19 protein-coding genes are annotated in these 19,544 nt (G+C 69.5%); 17 read left to right on the top strand and 2 right to left on the bottom strand.

Going from position 1 to position 19,544, the window contains the following annotated elements; all coding sequences use genetic code 11:
- The first annotated feature begins 89 nt into the window (after positions 1–89).
- Genes H7I87_RS25555 through H7I87_RS25520 form a run of 8 tightly spaced genes read left to right on the top strand, consistent with a single transcriptional unit; the run spans position 90 to position 7,473 of the window.
- Positions 90–653 carry a hypothetical protein gene (locus H7I87_RS25555; RefSeq protein ID WP_023860796.1) on the top strand — a complete coding sequence of 188 codons (564 nt, stop codon included), beginning with the start codon at positions 90–92 and terminating at the stop codon, positions 651–653.
- A 3-nt stretch (positions 654–656) separates the two neighbouring features.
- A complete protein-coding gene (locus H7I87_RS25550) occupies positions 657–1,361 on the top strand; it encodes a hypothetical protein (RefSeq protein WP_009979756.1) in 705 nt (234 codons plus the stop codon).
- Between the two features lie 17 nt (positions 1,362–1,378).
- A complete protein-coding gene (locus H7I87_RS25545; protein ID WP_011726477.1) occupies positions 1,379–2,590 on the top strand; it encodes a cytochrome P450 in 1,212 nt (403 codons plus the stop codon).
- A 1-nt stretch (position 2,591) separates the two neighbouring features.
- Positions 2,592–3,557 carry a zinc-binding dehydrogenase gene (locus H7I87_RS25540; RefSeq protein ID WP_009979754.1) on the top strand — a complete coding sequence of 322 codons (966 nt, stop codon included), beginning with the start codon at positions 2,592–2,594 and terminating at the stop codon, positions 3,555–3,557.
- Between the two features lie 10 nt (positions 3,558–3,567).
- Positions 3,568–4,320 (top strand): HpcH/HpaI aldolase family protein, encoded by a 753-nt coding sequence (locus H7I87_RS25535; protein ID WP_009979753.1) that lies wholly within the window; start codon positions 3,568–3,570, stop codon positions 4,318–4,320.
- On the top strand, positions 4,317–5,063 hold the full coding sequence (locus H7I87_RS25530; protein ID WP_011726476.1) for an SDR family NAD(P)-dependent oxidoreductase: 747 nt from the start codon (positions 4,317–4,319) through the stop codon (positions 5,061–5,063). The genes H7I87_RS25535 and H7I87_RS25530 overlap by 4 nt, the downstream gene beginning before the upstream one ends.
- A complete protein-coding gene (locus tag H7I87_RS25525; protein ID WP_080708791.1) occupies positions 5,045–6,559 on the top strand; it encodes a flavin-containing monooxygenase in 1,515 nt (504 codons plus the stop codon). Before H7I87_RS25530 ends, H7I87_RS25525 begins: the two co-directional genes overlap by 19 nt.
- The gene (locus H7I87_RS25520; protein WP_003879085.1) at positions 6,556–7,473 is read left to right on the top strand and encodes an alpha/beta hydrolase; all 918 of its coding nucleotides are present in this window, start codon (positions 6,556–6,558) and stop codon (positions 7,471–7,473) included. The genes H7I87_RS25525 and H7I87_RS25520 overlap by 4 nt, the downstream gene beginning before the upstream one ends.
- Here H7I87_RS25520 and H7I87_RS25515 read toward each other — a convergent pair.
- Positions 7,470–8,582, bottom strand: coding sequence for an alcohol dehydrogenase catalytic domain-containing protein (locus H7I87_RS25515; protein ID WP_033727409.1), 1,113 nt, complete (start codon positions 8,580–8,582; stop codon positions 7,470–7,472). The genes H7I87_RS25520 and H7I87_RS25515 overlap by 4 nt on opposite strands.
- A gap of 14 nt (positions 8,583–8,596) precedes the next feature.
- Between H7I87_RS25515 and H7I87_RS25510 the strand changes: the two genes are divergently transcribed.
- Complete coding sequence (locus H7I87_RS25510; RefSeq protein ID WP_023879447.1) at positions 8,597–9,082, top strand: acyl-CoA thioesterase; 486 nt, start codon at positions 8,597–8,599, stop codon at positions 9,080–9,082.
- A gap of 43 nt (positions 9,083–9,125) precedes the next feature.
- A complete protein-coding gene (locus H7I87_RS25505; protein ID WP_033727408.1) occupies positions 9,126–9,566 on the top strand; it encodes an SRPBCC family protein in 441 nt (146 codons plus the stop codon).
- Here H7I87_RS25505 and H7I87_RS25500 read toward each other — a convergent pair.
- Positions 9,563–10,255, bottom strand: coding sequence for a GntR family transcriptional regulator (locus tag H7I87_RS25500; protein WP_031353768.1), 693 nt, complete (start codon positions 10,253–10,255; stop codon positions 9,563–9,565). The two genes, H7I87_RS25505 and H7I87_RS25500, sit on opposite strands and share 4 nt — an antisense overlap.
- 183 nt (positions 10,256–10,438) lie before the next feature.
- On the opposite strand from H7I87_RS25500, the gene fadD5 reads away from it, so the two are divergent.
- From fadD5 to H7I87_RS25465, 7 genes are all read left to right on the top strand, one after another.
- Complete coding sequence (gene fadD5, locus H7I87_RS25495) at positions 10,439–12,025, top strand: fatty-acid--CoA ligase FadD5 (RefSeq protein ID WP_033727414.1); 1,587 nt, start codon at positions 10,439–10,441, stop codon at positions 12,023–12,025.
- A 299-nt stretch (positions 12,026–12,324) separates the two neighbouring features.
- Positions 12,325–13,140, top strand: coding sequence for an MlaE family ABC transporter permease (locus H7I87_RS25490; RefSeq protein WP_003874164.1), 816 nt, complete (start codon positions 12,325–12,327; stop codon positions 13,138–13,140).
- Position 13,141: 1 nt separating this feature from the next.
- Positions 13,142–14,011: an MlaE family ABC transporter permease gene (locus H7I87_RS25485; protein ID WP_003874163.1), complete on the top strand. Its 870-nt coding sequence runs from the start codon at positions 13,142–13,144 to the stop codon at positions 14,009–14,011.
- Between the two features lie 5 nt (positions 14,012–14,016).
- Positions 14,017–15,321 (top strand): MCE family protein, encoded by a 1,305-nt coding sequence (locus H7I87_RS25480; protein ID WP_033727407.1) that lies wholly within the window; start codon positions 14,017–14,019, stop codon positions 15,319–15,321.
- Positions 15,318–16,358: a virulence factor Mce family protein gene (locus H7I87_RS25475; protein ID WP_003874130.1), complete on the top strand. Its 1,041-nt coding sequence runs from the start codon at positions 15,318–15,320 to the stop codon at positions 16,356–16,358. The genes H7I87_RS25480 and H7I87_RS25475 overlap by 4 nt, the downstream gene beginning before the upstream one ends.
- The gene (locus H7I87_RS25470) at positions 16,355–17,920 is read left to right on the top strand and encodes a virulence factor Mce family protein (protein ID WP_011726387.1); all 1,566 of its coding nucleotides are present in this window, start codon (positions 16,355–16,357) and stop codon (positions 17,918–17,920) included. The genes H7I87_RS25475 and H7I87_RS25470 overlap by 4 nt, the downstream gene beginning before the upstream one ends.
- Complete coding sequence (locus H7I87_RS25465; protein WP_011726386.1) at positions 17,917–19,530, top strand: virulence factor Mce family protein; 1,614 nt, start codon at positions 17,917–17,919, stop codon at positions 19,528–19,530. Before H7I87_RS25470 ends, H7I87_RS25465 begins: the two co-directional genes overlap by 4 nt.
- Positions 19,531–19,544: the final 14 nt, after the last annotated feature.

The raw sequence follows: 19,544 nt of genomic DNA, 5'->3' as shown, positions 1-19,544 counted from the left end.
GGCAAGCGGCTCCAGCCCGTGCAAAGCCCATGACAAGCGCTCGAGGCCCGGCAACGGATTCGTTGCGGGCGGTGGTGAGGAATGGATCGATGGTCGCTCCGACGTTCGACATCAGCAAGAGCAGCGCCGCCCGGGTCACCCGCGCGAACGACGAGGGCCTGCGGTATCGGCTCGACGTCGTCGCCGCCAGCGCCGTCGACGTCGTGCAGTCGGCCGGCGGCTGGCTCTACGACCGGGCGATGGCCGGCTGGGAGGTGACCGTGCTGCTCCCACAGGGCTGCAACACCCGCTCGCTGCGGATCCTGGGGGTGCGCGCCGCCGACCTCGACTCCGGGCTCGCCGGGCTGGGCCAGGGCGCCGCCGGCCTGGCCGTCAGCGCCGACGCGTTCACCGCCGACGCCCGGGTGCGCGACACGGTGCTCGAATCGCTGCACAACCGGCTCACCGCGGTCGCGCTGTGGGGCGACGGCTGGCCGCTGGGCGTGAGCCGCGCGACCACCAGGGCCCAGCACCTGCTCAGCGCGGCCGCGCGCAGGTTCAAGGGCTATGCGCTTGCGGCAGAAGGGATTTCGGACGCCGGCATCGCCCCCGCCGAATCGCTGCTGTGCGACGTGTACTCGGCCGCCGACTCAGAGCTGGTCCGGCTCGACTAGCCCATGAAGAAGTACTACCGACACACGCTGCTCTACCTGCACGAGACGATCTCGCTGGGATCCGGGCGAAGCGACCGCTTCACCGAGGTCTTCACCGACACGTATCGGCCGATGATGGACCAGCTCGGCGCCCGGCTGTTCGCGATCTGGGAATCCACCCCGTACAACGGTCACTGGCCGCAGGTGACGATCATCTGGGAGGTCGACGGATTCGCCGACTACGCCAGGATCGGCGCCGCCCAGGCGCGCGGCGGCAGCCACGAGGCCGCGGCCGGAAAATGGTCGGCGTTTCTGGCCGACATCGGCGCCTCGGGGGAGGGGCGCATCATGTACCCGGGCCCCAGCAACAAGACGCTCGCCCAGCTGCGCGAGGCCAATTTCATTGCGCCCCTGGTGATTCAGGAGATCATGCAGACCAAGCCGGGCCGCCAGGACGACTACATCCGGGAGCTGGAGCGACTCTACGTGCCGTGGTCGGAGCGCACCGGAAAGCGCTGGCTGGGTTCGTTCACCACCACCTTCCGCTACAACGAGGTCATCCACTACTGGGCGCTGGACGGCGGCTGGGACTGCTTCGCCAACCACTACCCGTCGTGGAAGGAGAGCCCGCCCGCCGAGATCGTCACCTGGATGAGCGTGGCCCCGGCCCTGCGCGACGGCTGGGAGGATTCCATCCTGCAGGCCCTACCCCCCTCGCCGCTGCAGTGACGGCCCAAGGAGCGCCGGTGGACTTCGCCTACGATCCCTTCGACGCCGAGGTGATGGCAAACCCGTTGCCGTACTACCGGATTCTGCGCGACCACCACCCGGTGTACTACATGCCGCAGTGGGACACCTTCGCGCTGTCCCGGTTCGACGACATCTGGAGGGTGCTCGAGGTCAACAACGGCACCTTCGTCGCCTCGGAGGGCACGCTGCCGCCGGCATCGGTGCTGGCCCAGCACAACGACGGCCCGGTCGACGACCCGCCGCTGCACCCGCTGCCGTTTCACGCCATGTTCGACGCCGACCTCTACGGCGAGATCCGTCGCACCCATTCGCGCCCGTTCCGGCCGCGGGCGGTCACCGACCTCGAGGGCCGGATCCGGACCCTGGCCAACGAACGCCTGGACGAGCTGCTGGCGCGCGGCTCCTTCGACCTGACCCAGGAGTACGGCGGGGTGGTGGTGGCCACCATCGTCTGCGAATTGCTGGGCATCCCAACCGATCTCGCGCCGCAGGTGCTCGCCGCGGTCAATGCCGGCAGCCTGGCCGAGCCGGGCGTCGGCGTTGACACCGGGCAGGCGCGCCCCAACTACTTCGAGTTCCTGCTGCCCGCGGTGCAGCGCCGCCGCGCCGACCCGTCCGGGCCGCCGCTCGAGGTGGTGGACGGCCTGCTCGGCTACCAGCTGCCCGACGGCAGCGCGCTCGACGACCTCGAGGTGGCGACCCAGATGCTGTGCATCTTCATCGGCGGCACCGAGACGGTGCCCAAGATCGTCGCCCAGGGGCTCTGGGAGCTCAGCCGGCATCCCGACCAGCTGGCCGCCGTGCGCGCCGACCCGCAGCACAACATTCCGGTGGCCCGCGAGGAGATGATCCGCTACTGCGCGCCCGCACAGTGGTTCGCGCGAACGGTGCGCAAGCCCTTCGACATTCACGGGCAGACCCTCAACCCGGGCCAGCGGGTGATCACCCTGCTCGCCTCGGCCAACCGCGACGAACGCGAATACCCCGACCCCGACGACTTCGTCTGGGACCGGCCCATCCGCCGCTCCCTGGCCTTCGGCCGCGGCCAGCACTTCTGCATCGGCTACCACCTAGCCAGGCTGGAAGTGGCTGTGCTGCTGCAAGAATGGCTGCGCCGGGTACCCGACTACGCGATCCGGGCCGACGCCGCCACCCGGTTGCCGTCCAGCTTCCAATGGGGCTGGAACAAGATCCCGGTGGAGGTCTGAGGTGTGGTGCTACCGGATCGTCGCGCCGTATCGGTTCGAACCGACCGCGATCGACGACAAGACCCCCGAGTGCCTCGCCGACGGGCAAGTGCTGCTGCGGTTTTCGGCCGCCGGCGTGTGCGGCAGCGACCTGCCCGCCTTCCGCGGCGCCCGGGGCCGGCTGCCCGGCGACGACGGCCGCAGCGGCCCCGAGAAGGACGGCTTTCCCATCCACGAGGTCGCCGGCGAGGTGATCGCCAGCCGGCATCCGGCGCACCGTCCCGGAGACCGCGTCGTCGGCTGGGCATCCGGATTCGACGGCCTGATGGAACGCGTCGTCAGCGACGGCGACGGGCTGGCGCCCTATGATCCGGCGCTCAGCCCGGCGCAGGCGGTCGGGCTGCAGCCGCTGGCCTGCGTGCTCTACGCCTGCGAGCAGCTCGAGCTGGCCGGCAAGCACGTCGCGATCATCGGCCAGGGATCGATCGGCCTGCTGTTCTCCTACGTCGCCAAGGCGGCCGGCGCGCGGCGGGTCACCGGAGTGGACCCCATCGACCGCCGCGACGTGGCAAGGGCGTTCGGCGTCGACGACCCGGTGCGCGCCACCAGCGACCGCTGGGTCAGCCAGCTCGACCCCGCCGACCGCGCCGACGTCGTCATCGAGGCCGTCGGCCACCAGGTCGCCACCCTGGCGCACGCCATCGACGCCGCCGCGCCCGGCGGCACCGTGTTCTACTTCGGTGTGGCTGACGACGACACCTACCCGATCAGCATGCGGACCATGCTGCGCAACAACCTCACCCTGAAATCCGGTGTGACACTGGACCGGCGGCGGATGCTGGAGCTGGCCGGCAAGTTCGCCGCCGAGCATCCCTGGCTGCTGGGCGCCTACCTGACCCACACGTTCGGCGTCGACGAGGTGCAGGACGCCTTCGAGCTGGCCTGCCGGCCGGTCGCCGACCGGATCAAGATCGCGATCGCCGGGTGAGTGGCCGACCGTGACCGCGCCGAGCAACCTGCGGCTGGCCCTGAACCGGCGGACCCCGATATTCGGCGGCTGGGTCACCGGCCCGACACTGCTGGGGCCGGAGGAATTCGCCCGCGCCGGTTACGATTACGTCGGCTTCGACGCCCAGCACGGCTATCTGGACGACGCCGACATCGCCGGCGTGCTGCGCCGCATCGAACACCTGCCGATCGGCACCGTGGTGCGCCTGCCCAACGCCGACGCCGCACCGATCGGGCGGGTGGCCGACGCCGGGGCCGACGCCGTCGTCATCGCGATGATCGAGTCGCCCGACCAGGCCGCGGCCGCGGTGGCCGCCACCCGCTACCCGCCGGCGGGCGTGCGCAGCTTCGGCCCGCTGCGCGTCAGCCTGGGCCATGATCCGGCGGCCCACGAGTCGCGGGTCAGCGTGTTCGCGATGATCGAGACCGCGGCGGCGCTGTCCGGCATCACCCAGATCTGCGCCGTCGACGGGCTGACCGGAATCTACGTCGGCCCCGCCGATCTGGCCATCTCGCTGGGCGCCGGCGTGATCGGCGCGACCCGGCAGCCGGAAGTGCTCGACGCGATCGTGCACATCCACAAGGCGGCCACCAAGGCCGGCCTGGTCACCGGCATCCACGCCGGGGACGGCAGCACGGGACATGCCATGGCGCAGTTGGGATTCGACATGATCACGCTGGCCGCCGAGGCACAGGCACTGCGCCGCGGCGCCGCCGAACACCTGCGTGAGGCGACGCAATGACCGGCGGATCGGCCCAGCCGCCGCGGGTGGCGCTGGTGACCGGCGCGGCCGGCGGTCAGGGCCGGGCCATCGCCGAACGGCTGCGCGGCAACGGGTTTGCGGTGGCCGCGTGTGATCGGCGCATCGACGAACTGGCCGCCACGGTGGCCGCATCGGGCGACGACCGGCTGATCGCGGTCGAGCTCGACGTCACCTCCGAGCAACAATGGCGCTCGGCCGTCGAACGCGTGGTGGACCGTTTCGGCGCGCTGAGCGCGCTGGTGAACTGCGCCGGCGTGCTGCACCGCACCCCGCTGCCGCAGGAGACCGCGGATGCCTTCGAAAACGCCTGGCGGGTCAACTGTTTCGGTGCCTTCCTGGGCATGCGTGCGGCGCTGGAGCGGCTCCGCGGGACACCCGGCGCGTCGATCGTCAACATCTGCAGCACCGGTGCGATCCGCCCGTTCCCGCAGCACTGCGCCTACGGCTCGTCGAAATGGGCGCTGCGCGGCCTGACCCAAACCGCCGCCGCCGAACTCGCCCCGGCCGGTATCCGGGTCAACGCGGTGTTCCCCGGCCCGATCGCCACGCCGATGCTCGACGAGGCCACCCAGACCCGGCTGGCCGCGGCCGCGTCCTTCGGGCGGATCGGGCAGCCCGGTGAGGTCGCCGACGCGGTGGCGTTCCTGGTGTCCGCCGAGGCGTCGTTCATCACCGGCGCCGAACTCGTCGTCGATGGCGGGCAATGCCTGCAGATCCGATGAGCGAGCTGTCGATCGGCATCATCGGCGCCGGCCCGGGTGGCCTGGCGCTGGGAATCCTGCTGTCGCAGGCTGGGTTTGATGACTTCACCATCTTCGACCGGGAAGACGGCGTGGGCGGCACCTGGCGGATCAACACCTACCCGGGCCTGGCCTGCGACGTCAAATCCCACCTGTACTCGTACTCGTTCGACCTGAACGCGCACTGGTCGCGGCTGTGGTCGGGACAGCCCGAGATCCTGGACTACTTCCAGCGCTGCGCGGACAAATACGGGCTGGGGCCACATCTGCGGCTGGGCACCGAAATCCGCTCCGCCCACTGGGAGGCCGACACGCAGCGGTGGCGGCTGACCACCGCGTCCGGCCACCGGCACCACTTCGACGTGGTGGTCTCGGCCGTCGGCCTGTTCACCCGCCCGCTGCTTCCCGAGCTGGTCGAGGAGGAGCCGTTCACCGGGACGGTGATGCACTCGGCGCGCTGGGACCACTCGATTCCGTTGCACGGCAAACGGATCGCCGTACTGGGCACCGGGTCCACCGCCTCCCAGCTGATTCCGGAATTGGCCAAGGTGGCCGAGCGGGTGTATTCGGTGCAGCGGTCGCCGACCTGGATCCTGCCCAAGCCCGACCGGCCCTACACGCGGTGGGAGCGTTGGGCGTTCGCGCACCTGCCGTTGGCGAAGAAGCTCTACCGGACCAGGTTGTGGCTGCGCAGCGAATCCAACATCTCGGTGATCGAGCACGGCAGCGAGAAGACCGGGCAATTCACCAACATCGCGCTGGGACTGCTGGAGGCGAGCGTCCCCGACGAGGAACTGCGCCGCAAGCTCACGCCCGATCATCCGATGGGCTGCAAACGGCTGGTGTTCTCCTCGGACTACCTGCCCGCGCTGACCCGGCCCAACGTCGAGGTGCTGACCAGCCCCGCGCGCTCCCTGCGCCGGCGGTCGCTGGTCACCGAGGACGGCACCGAGCGCGAGGTCGACCTGGTGGTCTGCGCCACCGGCTACGCCGCCGCCGACTATCTCGGCGAACTCGACGTGACCGGCGAGCACGGGGTCACGCTGCGCGAGGTGTGGCGCGACGGCGCCTACGCCTACCTCGGCATGGCCGTACCGGGATTCCCGAACTTCTTCATGCTGTACGGACCCAACACCAACGTCGGCTCCAACAGCGTCATCTTCGTCCTGGAGGCCCAGGCCCGCTACATCGTGCGGGCCCTGAAGTATCTGCGCCGCCACCGCCGCCGCTACATCGCGGTGCGGCCCGCCGCGCTGGCCGACTTCGTCGCCAAGATCGACCGATGGATGGTCGGCACCGTCTGGACCACCCAGTGCAGCAACTACTTTCGCGCCCCCAACGGCCGCGTCGTCACCCAGTGGCCGCGCAGCGCACGCGCCTTCTGGTCGATGACGCGCCGGTTCAGGCCGGCTGACTACCGGTTCCAGGCGCCGGCGGTCTGCGTCCCGGCCCCGGCCTCCGAGGCGGACGCGCGGTGACGGCGCTGGACGGCGCCGAGCGCCTCGACCCGGCGCTGCGCGCGGTCGCCACCACCCGGACCGACTTCTCGCCCGCCGCAATCGAACTCACCCGGGCGCCGTTCAACGAGCGCCGCCGGCTGGCCGCCGCGCAGACCGACACCGCCGGCGTGCGGATCGTCGACGACGACGCGAACGGCGTCGGCGTGCGCATCTATCGCGGCGGGCCCGAACCGGCGCCCGCCGTGATCTACTGCCACGCCGGCGGATTCGCGCTGGGCAACCTGGACACCGACCACCGCCAGTGCGTGGAGCTGGCCCGGCGCGGCCGCTGCACGGTGGTGTCGGTCGACTACCGGCTGGCCCCCGAACACCCCTACCCGGCCGCGCTGCAGGACGCGGGCACCGTGTTGCGGTGGGTGCACGCCGAAGCCGCCGCCCTCGGCGTGGACCCGGCCCGGCTCGCCGTCGCGGGCAGCAGTGCCGGCGCCGCCCTGGCCGCCTGCCTGGCGCACCCCGACGGGTCGTTGCCGGCCGTGGTGTTCCAGCTGCTGCACCAGCCGGTGCTCGACGACCGGGCCACCGGGTCGAAGGCACGGTTCCGGACCAGCCCGGCCTTCGACGGCGAGGCCGCCGAGCTGATGTGGCGCTACTACCTGGGCCCGACCGTCGGGTCCGCGGCCGCCGTACCCGCGCGGCGGCCCGAATTAGCCGGGCTGCCACCGGCTTTGATCACCTGCGCCGAGATCGACCCGTTCCGCGACGAGGCCATCGACTACGCCCGCCGGCTACTGGACGCCGGAGTCTGCACCGAGCTGCACGTGTTCGCCCGCGCCTGCCACGGCTTCGACTCGCTGCTGCCGGACTGGCCGGGCTCGCAGCGATTGTTCGCGCTGCAGGGCGAGGTGCTGTCGGCGGCGTTGCACCGCGATTAGCCGTCGAACCGGATCAGCTGGCGCACCGCGGTGCCGTCGGCCAGATGATCCATCGCCTCGTTGATGTCTTCCAGCCGGATCGTGGACGACACCAGCGATTCCACCGGCAGCCGGCCCGCGCGCCACAGCTCGACGAACCGGGGGATGTCCCGGCTCGGCACCGCCGAACCGAGGTAGCTGCCGATCAGCGACCGGCCCTCGGCCACAAAACCCAACGGCGACACCGTGATCCGCGCGTCCGGCGGCGGCAGGCCGACGGTGATGGTACGCCCGCCGGGGGCCGTCAGGTCGATCGCGGTCTGCAGCGCGGCGGGATGGCCGACGGCTTCGATCACCACCGCCGCCTTCACCCGCGCCTCGACGGCCTGCTGCGGCGTGTACGCCTGGTGCGCGCCCAACCGCCGGGCCGCGGCCAGCTTCTCCGGCAGCTGGTCGACGGCGACCACCGGAACGCCGTCGTAGGTGAGCGCGGTCAGCAGCGCCGCCATCCCCACGCCGCCCAGCCCGACGACGGCGACCGTCTGGCCCGGCGCGGGGCGGCCCACGTTGAGCACCGCGCCGCCGCCGGTCAGCACCGCGCAGCCGAGCAGCGCGGCGACCTCGGCCGGCACGTCGGGCGGCACCTCGACCGCGCTGGCCCGGTTGACCACCGCGTGCGTGGCGAACCCCGAGACCCCGAGGTGGTGATACACCGGCCGGCCGGCCCGGCTGAGCCGAATATCGCCGCCCAGCAGCGTGCCGGCCCCGTTGGCCGCGCTGCCCGGTTCACACGGCGTCAGGCCCTCGGTGGCGCACGCCGCGCACCGGCCGCAGCGCGGCAGGAACACCAGCACCACCCGGGCGCCCACGGCCAGGTCGGCGACCCCGGGACCGACGCGCTCGACGATCCCGGCCGCCTCGTGACCGAGCAGCATCGGCACCGGGCGCACCCGGTTGCCGTCGACCACCGACAGGTCGGAATGGCAGATGCCGGCCGCCTCGATGCGGACCAAGACCTCGTCGCGCCCCGGGGGCGCCAACTCCACGTCGGTGATGCTGATCGGTCGCGAGCGCGCATACGGCCGGGGCGCCCCGATGCGCTGCAGCACCGCTCCCCGAATTCCGGACATGCTGGAATACAACCATGGCGTCGGCTCCCGTAGTTCCCCCCGCCCCGGAGGGGTTGACCAGCAACGACTTCCCGGTGCTGTGGCCGGTGGGCACCCGGTGGGCAGACAACGACATGTTCGGCCACCTCAACAACGCGGTCTACTACCAACTATTCGACACCGCCATCAACGGCTGGATCAACACCAGCACCGGCCTGGACCCGCTCACCACGCCCGCGCTGGGCATCGTCGCCGAGTCGGGCTGCCGGTACCTCTCCGAACTGCACTTCCCCGAGGGCCTGCAGGTGGGGCTGGCCGTCACCCGGTTGGGCCGCAGCAGCGTCACCTACCGGCTGGGCGTGTTCCGGTCCGCGGCGCCGGGCAGCGCCGAGCCCATCACCGCGCTGGGGCATTGGGTGCACGTCTACGTCGACCGGGACACCCGCAAGCCGGTCCCCATCCCCGACCCGATCCGGACCCTGCTGGCCGGCGCCGCCGTCGGGGACGCCGCACCGAAATAGCGCCCGGCGCTGGGACTTTCGCGTGCGCGGTTATGCTTCGCGCATGCCCGTTTTGAGCAAGACCGTCGAGGTCAACACCGACGCCGCCGCGATCATGGCCATCGTCGCCGATTTCGAGCGGTACCCGGAGTGGAGTGAGGGGGTCACGGGCTGCTGGGTGCTGGCCCGCTACGACGACGGCCGCCCCAGCCAGTTGCGGCTGGACGCCGCCTACCAGGGCTTCGAGGGCGTCTACATCCAGGCCGTCTACTACCCGGGGCCGAACCAGATCCAGACCGTCATGCAGCAGGGGGAGCTGTTCAAGAAGCAGGAGCAGCTGTTCAGCGTGGTGGAGATGGGCGCCTCGAGCCTGCTGACGGTGGACATCGACGTCGAGCCGTCGATGCCGGTTCCCGCGCCGATGGTGAAGTCGATGCTGAACAACGTGCTCGACCACCTGGCCGACAACCTCAAGCAGCGCGCCGAGCAGCTGGCCGCGAACTAACCCCGGTTGCTCGGCGTGCCGGTGCGGTCGCGCATCTCGGTCAGCCGCGCCGCCGCGTCGGTGAACTGCCAGACCGTGTGTTCGATCACCGCGGCGGTGTCGCGGCGGCGCAGCGCGGCGATCAGTTGCCGGTGGTTGTCGACGGCGGCCCGCCCCCACTGCGGGTCGGCGGCGTACACCAGCACCGGCATGTAGCGGGCGGCGTTGAGCAGGAACCAGGCCAGCTTGATCCGTCCGCTGGCCTGGTTGAAGACCCGGTGGAAGCCGAACTCGAGGCCCGCGATGGTCTCGGCGTCGCCGGACCCGACGGCCGCGGCGAGCGCGTCGTTGATGCGATCCAGCTCGTCGATCTCGGTGTCGGTGATGTGGTCGGTGGCCGCGGCGGCCAGCTCCTTGGCGATGGTCGCCTGCAGCCAGAAGATGTCCTCGATGTCTTGGCGGGTGAGTGGCAGCACCACGTGACCGCGGTGCGGTTCCAGCTGCACCATGCCCTCGCCGCGCAGCTTCAGCAGGGCCTCGCGCACCGGCGTGACGCTGACGCCGAGCTCGGCCGCGGTCTCGTCGAGCCGGATGAAGGTGCCCGGCCGCAGCGTGCCGGACATGATCGCGGCCCGCAGGTGACCCGCGACCTCGTCGGACAACTGGGCCCGGCGCAGCGGCCGCCGCCGGCTCCTCGGCTGCATGGACATCGGTGCGTTCACGGGGCTTGCCAGGGCTTTCAGTGGCTTGGCGGGACGGGGTTTACGTTTTGACCGGTGTCGACGGGGGCTTGTCAGTAGACCGTCAACGCCATAATGTGACCCACACAACACTAAGTTTTATCAAATATCAACCTGGCGCAAGCGGTGCGCGAGTGAAGGGAAGTGTTGAGTTTGACCGCCCAATTGGCACACCATCCGACTCAGGCGAACGAGCAGCCGTACCTGTCCCGCCGGCAGAACTGGGTGAACCAGCTGGAACGGCACGCGCTGATGCAGCCGAACGCGATGGCGCTGCGGTTCCTCGGCAAGGGCCTGACGTGGGGGGAGCTGCACGGCCGGGTGCGGGCGCTGGCCGACGCGCTGAGCCGGCGGGGGGTCGGCTTCGGCGACCGGGTCATGGTCCTGATGCTCAACCGCCCCGAGTTCATGGAGTCGGTGCTGGCGATCAACATGCTCGGGGCCATCGCGGTGCCGCTGAACTTCCGGCTCACCGCGGCCGAAATCGCCTTCCTGGTGCAGGATTGCCAGGCGCGGGTGGTCATCACCGAGGCCGTGCTCGCCCCGGTGGCCACCGGGGTGCGCGACATCGAGTCGCTGCTCGACACCGTCGTGGTGGCCGGCGGCTCCTCCGACGACGCCGTGCTGGGCTATGAAGACCTGATCGACGAGACCGGGGCGGCGCACCAACCCGTCGACATCCCGAACGACGCGGCGGCGCTGATCATGTACACCTCGGGCACCACCGGCCGGCCGAAGGGCGCCGTGCTCACCCACACCAACCTGACCGGACAGACGATGACCGGGCTGTACACCAACGGGGCCGACATCAACAACGACGTCGGGTTCATCGGGGTGCCGTTCTTTCACATCGCCGGCATCGGCAACATGCTGACCGGGCTGCTGCTCGGCATCCCCACCGTGATCTATCCGCTCGGCGCGTTCGAGCCCGGGCAACTGCTCGACGTGCTGGCCGCGGAGAAGGTCACCGGGATCTTCCTGGTACCCGCGCAATGGCAGGCGGTGTGCGCCGAACAGAGGGCACGGCCGCGCGACCTGAAGCTGCGGGTGATCTCCTGGGGGGCCGCACCGGCGCCGGACGCCCTGCTGCGCGAGATGTCGGCCATGTTCCCCGGCACCCAGATTCTGGCCGCGTTCGGCCAGACCGAGATGTCGCCGGTCACCTGCATGCTGCTCGGCGAGGACGCCATCCGTAAGCGCGGCTCGGTCGGCAAGGTCATCCCCACCGTGGCGGCCCGGGTGGTCGACGAGAACATGAACGACGTGCCCGTCGGCGAGGTCGGCGAAATCGTCTATCGCGCACCGACTTTGATGAGCGGCTACTGGAACAACCCGGAGGCCACCGCGGAAGCGTTCGCGGGCGGCTGGTTTCACTCTGGCGACCTGGTGCGCATGGACGAGGACGGCTACGTCTGGGTGGTCGACCGCAAGAAGGACATGATCATCTCCGGCGGCGAGAACATCTACTGCGCCGAGGTGGAGAACGTGCTGGCCAGCCACCCCGACATCGTCGAGGTCGCCGTCATCGGCCGGGCGCACGAGAAGTGGGGCGAGGTGCCCATCGCGGTCGCCGCTGTCGCGAACGACAATTTGGCGCTCGAAGATCTCGACGAGTTCCTGACCGAACGGTTGGCGCGCTACAAGCACCCGAAGGCGCTCGAGATCGTCGACGCGCTGCCGCGCAACCCTGCCGGCAAGGTGCTCAAGACTGAGCTGCGGATCCGCTACGGAGGCGGATGAATCGGCTAAATCCATTCCGGGGCAAGAGGTTCTGGGACCAGAAAGGAAAGTTGACGGACGCTGTAACGTTTGCCCGTTGTTGACGAAGGGTTAATTGTGCGGATGCGGTTCACACGTGATTGGCCATCGGGTACATTCCTGTGGTCTCCGTTACTACTTGCCAGTAGGGAGCCGATGGTCACACACGTTGAGTCGGGGCGAGGTGGGGACACCCCCAGCCGCGTAGCGGTGAGGGAGACAGGCGTGCTAGACGATGTGCCGCTCCACCAGGCGCGCGGAGACGGCCGGAGGGGGCAGCGGTGACTTCAACGTCGACAAGTCGACGGGGTCCCTACTTGGTGGGCTATCTGCGCGACCAGTTGGAGACCCCGCTGACCCTTGTCGGTGGCTTCTTCCGGATGTGCGTGCTCACCGGGAAAGCGTTGTTCCGCTGGCCGTTCCAGTGGCGCGAGTTCGTCCTGCAATGCTGGTTCATCATGCGGGTGGCGTTCCTGCCCACCATCATGGTGTCGATCCCGTTGACCGTGCTGCTGATCTTCACCCTCAACGTGCTGCTCGCCCAGTTCGGGGCCGCCGACCTGTCCGGCGCCGGCGCGGCCATCGGCGCCGTCACCCAGCTCGGCCCGCTGACCACCGTGCTGGTGGTCGCTGGCGCCGGGTCGACGGCGATCTGCGCGGACCTGGGGGCGCGCACCATCCGCGAAGAGATCGACGCGATGGAGGTGCTCGGCATCGACCCGATCCACCGGCTGGTGGTGCCCCGCGTGATCGCCGCGACCCTGGTCGCCACCCTGCTCAACGGCCTGGTGATCACCGTCGGCCTGGTCGGGGGCTACCTGTTCGGGGTCTACCTGCAAAACGTGTCGGGTGGTGCGTACCTGGCCACCCTGACCACCATCACCGGCCTGCCCGAGGTGGTCATCGCGACGGTCAAGGCCGCCGTCTTCGGCCTGATCGCGGGGCTGGTCGGGTGCTTCCGCGGGCTGACCGTGCGCGGCGGCTCCAAGGGGCTCGGCACCGCCGTCAACGAGACCGTGGTGCTGTGCGTGGTCGCGCTGTACGCGGTCAACGTGGTGCTGACCACGATCGGTGTGCGATTCGGGACGGGGCACTGACATGTCAACCGCCGCCGTCTTTCGCTCGCGCTTCCCGCGGGCGGCCGAGAACCTCAACCGCTACGGCCTGGCCGCCGCCCGCGGCCTCGACGACGTCGGCCAGATGGCCTGGTTCGGTGGGGTGGCCCTCGCGCACATCCCGCACGCGCTGAGCCACTACCGCAAGGAGACCCTGCGGCTGATCGCCCAGATCGGCATGGGCACCGGTGCCATGGCCGTCATCGGCGGCACCGTCGCCATCGTCGGCTTCGTCACCCTCTCGGGTAGCTCGCTGGTCGCCATCCAGGGTTTCGCCTCGCTGGGCAACATCGGTGTCGAGGCGTTCACCGGCTTCTTCGCCGCGCTGATCAACGTGCGCATCGCCGCCCCCGTCGTCACCGGCATCGCGATGGCCGCCACGGTCGGCGCCGGTGCCACCGCGGAGCTGGGCGCCATGCGCATCAGCGAGGAGATCGACGCCCTGGAAGTGATGGGCATCAAGTCGATTTCGTTCCTGGCGACCACCCGGATCATGGCCGGGCTGGTGGTGATCATCCCGCTCTACGCGCTGGCGATGATCATGTCGTTCCTGTCCCCGCAGATCACCACGACCGTGCTCTACGGCCAATCCAACGGCACCTACGAGCACTACTTCCGCACGTTCCTGCGGCCCGACGACGTGTTCTGGTCGTTCCTGGAAGCCATCATCATCACCGCGGTGGTGATGATCACCCACTGCTTCTACGGCTACAACGCCGGCGGCGGGCCGGTCGGCGTCGGTGAGGCCGTCGGTCGATCGATGCGGTTCTCCCTGGTCTCGGTGCAGGTCGTCGTGCTGGCCGCCGCGTTGGCGCTCTACGGCGTCAACCCCAACTTCGCGCTCACGGTGTAACCGCCATGGCCCGACCCGTCCAGACCAACGCGCCGCGGACCCCGCCGTACAAGCTGGCCGGGCTGGCGATCCTGGTCGTCGGTGCCCTGGCCCTGGCGCTGATCTACGGCCAGTTCCGCGGCAACTTCACCCCTAAGACCAGCCTGACGATGCTGGCGTCGCGGGCCGGGTTGGTGATGGACCCGGGCTCGAAGGTGACCTACAACGGCGTCGAGATCGGCCGGGTGGGCACGATTTCGGAGACGGTGCGCGACGGAAAGCCGGCGGCGAAATTCACCCTCGAGGTCTATCCGCGGTATCTCACGTTGATCCCGTCGAACGTGAATGCGGATATCAAGGCGACGACGGTGTTCGGGGGCAAGTATGTGTCGTTGACGACGCCGGCGCACCCGTCGCCGCAGAAGATCTCTTCGCACACCATCATCGACGCGCGTTCGGTGACGACCGAGATCAACACCTTGTTCCAGACGATCACGTCGATCGCGGAGAAGGTGGATCCGGTCAAGTTGAATTTGACGTTGAGCGCGGCGGCGCAGTCGTTGTCGGGTCTGGGGGAGAAGTTCGGTCAGTCGGTGGTGGACGCGAATGCGTTGCTCGATGACGTGAACCCACGAATGCCGCAGGCGCGCAAGGACATTCAGGGCTTGGCGGCGCTGGGGGACACCTATGCGGATGCCTCGCCGGACCTGTTCGACTTCCTGAACAATGCGGTGATCACCTCGCGGACGATCAACGCCCAGCAGAAGGATCTGGACCAGGCGCTGTTGTCGGCGGCTGGATTCGGCAACACTGGCGCCGAGCTGTTCAACAAGGGCGGGCCGTACCTGGCCCGCGGCGGGGCCGACCTGGTGCCCACCGCCCAACTGCTGGACACCTACAGCCCCGAGCTGTTCTGCACCCTGCACAACTACCACGACATCGTGCCGATCACCGGTGCCTCCGAGGGCGGGTTCAACGGCTACTCACTGAACATGAACACCGAGGTCACCTCCGGGCTGGGGCTGCTCCTCAACCCCGTCGCGACCATTCCCGTGTTGGCCTCGCTGGTGGGCGGGATCGCCGGTCTGGTCGGCGGGGCGCCCAACCCGTACACCTACCCGGAGAACCTGCCCCGGGTGAACGCCCGCGGCGGGCCGGGAGGCGCGCCCGGATGCTGGCAGCCGATCACCCACGACCTGTGGCCGGCACCCGAGCTCGTGATCGACTCCGGCAACAGCCTTGCGCCGTACAACCACCTGGACACCGGATCGCCGTACGCCAACGAGTACGTCTGGGGCCGCCAGGTAGGGGATAACACGATCAACCCATGAAAATCACCGGAACCCTTGTCAGACTCAGCATCTTCTCGGTGGTGCTGCTGATCTTCACCGTGATGATCATCGTGGTGTTCGGTCAGATGCGCTTCGACCGCACCAACGGGTACTCGGCGGAGTTCAGCAACATCAGCGGGCTGCGCGCCGGCCAGTTCGTCCGCGCCTCGGGGGTCGAGGTCGGCAAGGTCAGTTCGGTGCAGCTGGTCGACGGCGGCAAGCGGGCACGGGTGGAATTCAACGTCGACCGCTCGGTGCCGCTGTACCAGTCGACGACGGCGCAGATCCGCTACCTCGACCTGATCGGCAACCGGTACCTGGAGCTCAAGCGCGGTCAGGGCGAAGGCGCGGACAAGGTGCTGCCGCCCGGCGGGTTCATCCCGCTGTCGCGGACCCAGCCCGCGCTCGACCTCGACGCGCTGATCGGTGGTTTCAAGCCGCTGTTCCGGGCGCTGGACCCGCAGAAGGTCAACACCATCGCCACCGCGCTGGTCACCGTGTTCCAGGGCCAGGGCGGCACCATCAACGACATCCTCGACCAGACCGCGCAGCTGACCAGCCAGCTCGGCGAGCGCGACCAGGCGATCGGCGAGGTGATCAAGAACCTGAACACCGTGCTGGACACCACCGTCCGGCACCGCCAGCAGTTCGACCAGACGATCAACAACCTGGAGGTGTTGATCACCGGGCTCAAGGACCACGGCGACCAGCTGGCCGGCGGGACCGCGCACATCAGCAACGCCGCCGGCACCGTCGCCGACCTGCTCGCCGAGGACCGCTCACTGCTGCACAAGACGCTGAACTACCTCGACGCCGTGCAGCAGCCGCTGATCGACCAGCAGGACCAGCTGCAGGACTACCTCAAGAAGGTGCCGACCGCGCTGAACATGATCGGGCGCGCCATCGGGTCCTACGGGGACTTCGTGAACTTCTACGCCTGCGACATCACGCTCAAGATCAACGGCCTGCAGGCCGGTGGCCCGGTCCGCACGGTCCGGCTGTTCCAGCAGCCGACGGGTAGGTGCACACCGCAATGAGAACACTCGAACCCCCCAACCGGGTCCGCATCGGCCTGATGGGCATCGTGGTGACGGTGCTGGTGATCGGCGTCGGCCAGAGCTTCACCAGCGTCCCGATGCTGTTCGCCAAGCCCAGCTACTACGGCCAGTTCACCGACTCCGGCGGCATCAACACCGGCGACAAGGTGCGCATCGCCGGCATGGACGTCGGCAAGGTGGAGGGCCTCAAGATCGACGGCGACCACATCGTGGTGAAGTTCTCCATCGGCACCAACACCATCGGCACCGAGAGCCGGCTGGCGATCAAGACCGACACCATCCTCGGCAAGAAGATCCTCGACGTCGAGGCCCGCGGCAGCCAGCAGTTGCGACCCGGGTCGACGCTGCCGCTGGGCCAGAGCACCACGCCGTACCAGATTTACGACGCGTTCTTCGACGTCACCAAGGCCGCCCAGGGCTGGGACATCGAGACCGTCAAGCAGTCGCTGCACGTGCTGTCGCAGACCATCGACCAGACCTACCCGCACCTGAGCCCGGCGCTCGACGGGGTGGCCAAGTTCTCCGACACCATCGGCAAGCGCGACGAACAGGTCAAGCATCTGCTGGCCCAGGCCAACCAGGTGGCCAGCGTGCTGGGTGATCGCAGCGACCAGATCGACCGGTTGCTGGTCAACACCAAGACGCTGCTGGCCGCCTTCAACGAACGCGGGCAGGCCATCAACGCCCTGCTGGGCAACATCGCCGCGTTCTCCGAACAGGTCAAGGGCCTGATCAACGACAACCCCAACCTCAACCACGTGCTGGAGCAGCTGCGCACGGTCAGCGACATCCTGGTGCAGCGCAAGGACGACCTGGCCAACGGGTTGACCGAGGTCGGCAAGTTCCTGCCGTCGCTGAACGAGGCCATCGCGTCGGGCCCGTTCTTCAAGGTGGTCCTGCACAACCTTGCCCTGTACCAGATCTCGCAGCCGTGGGTGGACGCCGCGTTCAAGAAGCGCGGCATCGACCCGGAGGACTTCTGGCGCAGCGCCGGGTTGCCGGCCTACCGGTTCCCCGACCCCAACGGCACCCGGTTCCCCAACGGCGCGCCGCCGCCGGCGCCGCCGGTGCTCGAGGGCACCCCGGACCACCCGGGCCCGGCCGTGCCGCCGGGGTCGCCCTGCTCGTACACGCCGGCGGCCGACGGGCTGCCCCGCCCCGACAACCCGCTGCCCTGCGCGGGTGCGGTGACGGGCCCGTTCGGCGGGCCGGGCTTCCCGGCGCCGGTCGACGTGATGACGTCGCCGCCCAACCCCGCCGGCCTGCCGCCCACGCCCGGCATCCCGATCGCGGGCCGGCCCGGCGACGCGCCGCCGGACGTTCCGGGCACGCCGGTGCCGCTGCCGACGCAGGCGCCGCCGGGCGCCCGGACCGAGAACCTCGCACCGGCCGGACCGGTGCCGCCGCCGTCGACGTTCGCGCCGGGGCTGCCGCCGGGTCCGCCGGCACCCCCCGGGCCGGGCAACCAGTTGCCGGCGCCGTTCATCAACCCCGGCGGGACCGGAGGCAGCGGCGCAGCGGGGGGAGGTAGCCAGAATTGAGCACCATCTTTGACATCCGCAACATCCGGCTGCCGAAGCTGTCCCGGACGTCGGTGATTCTCGGGGCGTTGGTGATCGTGCTGGCGCTGGTCGTCGGCTACGTCGGTTGGCGGCTGTACGAGAAGCTGACCAACAACACCGTGGTGGCCTACTTCCCGGCCGCCAACGCCCTCTACCCGGGTGACAAGGTCCAGATCATGGGCCTGCGGGTGGGCGCGATCGACAAGATCGAGCCGTCCGGCGACAAGATGAAGGTCACCTTCCACTACCAGAACAAGTACCGGGTGCCGGCCAACGCGTCGGCAGTGATCCTCAACCCGACCCTGGTGGCGTCGCGGGCCATTCAGCTGGAGCCGCCGTACAAGGGCGGACCCGTGCTGGCCGACAACGCGGTGATCCCCGAGGAGCGCACCCAGGTGCCGGTGGAGTGGGACCAGCTGCGCAACAGCATCACCAACATCATCTCGAAGCTGGGTCCCACGGCCGAGCAGCCCAAGGGCCCGTTCGGTGAGGTCATCGAGTCGTTCGCGGACGGGCTGGCCGGCAAGGGCAAGCAGTTCAACACGACGCTGACCAACCTGTCGCGGGCGTTGACTGCGCTGAACGAGGGGCGCGGCGACTTCTTCGCGGTGGTGCGCAGCCTGGCGCTGTTCGTCAACGCGCTGCACCAGGACGACCAGCAGTTCGTCGCGCTCAACCAGAACCTGGCGGACTTCACCACCCGGCTGGCGCATTCCGACGGCGACCTGGCCAACGCGATCGAGCAGTTCGACAGCCTGCTGACCACGGTGCGCCCGTGGCTGGACAAGAACCGCGGGGTGCTGACCTACGACGTCAAGAACCTGGAGACGGCGACCAACGCGCTGCTGCAACCGGACCCGCTGAACGGGCTGGAGACCGCGCTGCACGTGCTGCCGACGGCCGCGGCCAACATCAACCAGATCTATCACCCGTCGCACGGGTCGGTGGTCGCCATTCCGTCGATCACCAACTTCGCCAACCCGATGCAGTTCATCTGCAGCGCGATCCAGGCCGGCAGCCGGTTGGGCTACCAGGAGTCGGCGGAACTGTGCGCGCAGTACCTGGCGCCGATCCTCGACGCGATCAAGTTCAACTACCCGCCGTTCGGGTTGAACCTGTTCTCCACCGCCGAGACGCTGCCCAAGGAAGTCGCCTACTCCGAGCCGCGGCTGCAGCCGCCCAACGGTTACAAGGACACCACCGTGCCGGGTATCTGGGTGCCGGACACCCCGACGTCGCACCGCAACACCCAGCCGGGCTGGATCGTCGCCCCGGGCATGCAGGGCCAGCAGGTCGGGCCGATCACCGCGGGCCTGATGACGCCCGACTCGCTGGAAGAGCTCATGGGAGGACCCAACATCGCCCCCGTCCAGTCGAATCTGCAGACCCCGCCGGGTCCGCCGAACGCCTACGACGAGAACCCGATCCTGCCGCCCATGGGTCTGAACGCCCCGGTGCCGATCCCGCCGCCACCGCCCGGGCCGGGCGTGGCCCCGGGCCCGGTGGCGCCGACGCCGGCGCCGGTGTCGGCCCCCGCACCCAACGCGGGCGGCCCGGCGGCCCCGGCTGACTTCGGAGGTGGCCAGTGAGGCGCGCGACGAGC

It is taken from the genome of Mycobacterium timonense (assembly GCF_025821985.1).
In the GTDB taxonomy this organism is placed as follows: Bacteria; Actinomycetota; Actinomycetes; order Mycobacteriales; family Mycobacteriaceae; genus Mycobacterium; species Mycobacterium avium.
The sequence above is the reverse complement of the archived record's forward strand: the minus strand, read 5'-3'. Positions and strand labels throughout refer to the sequence as shown.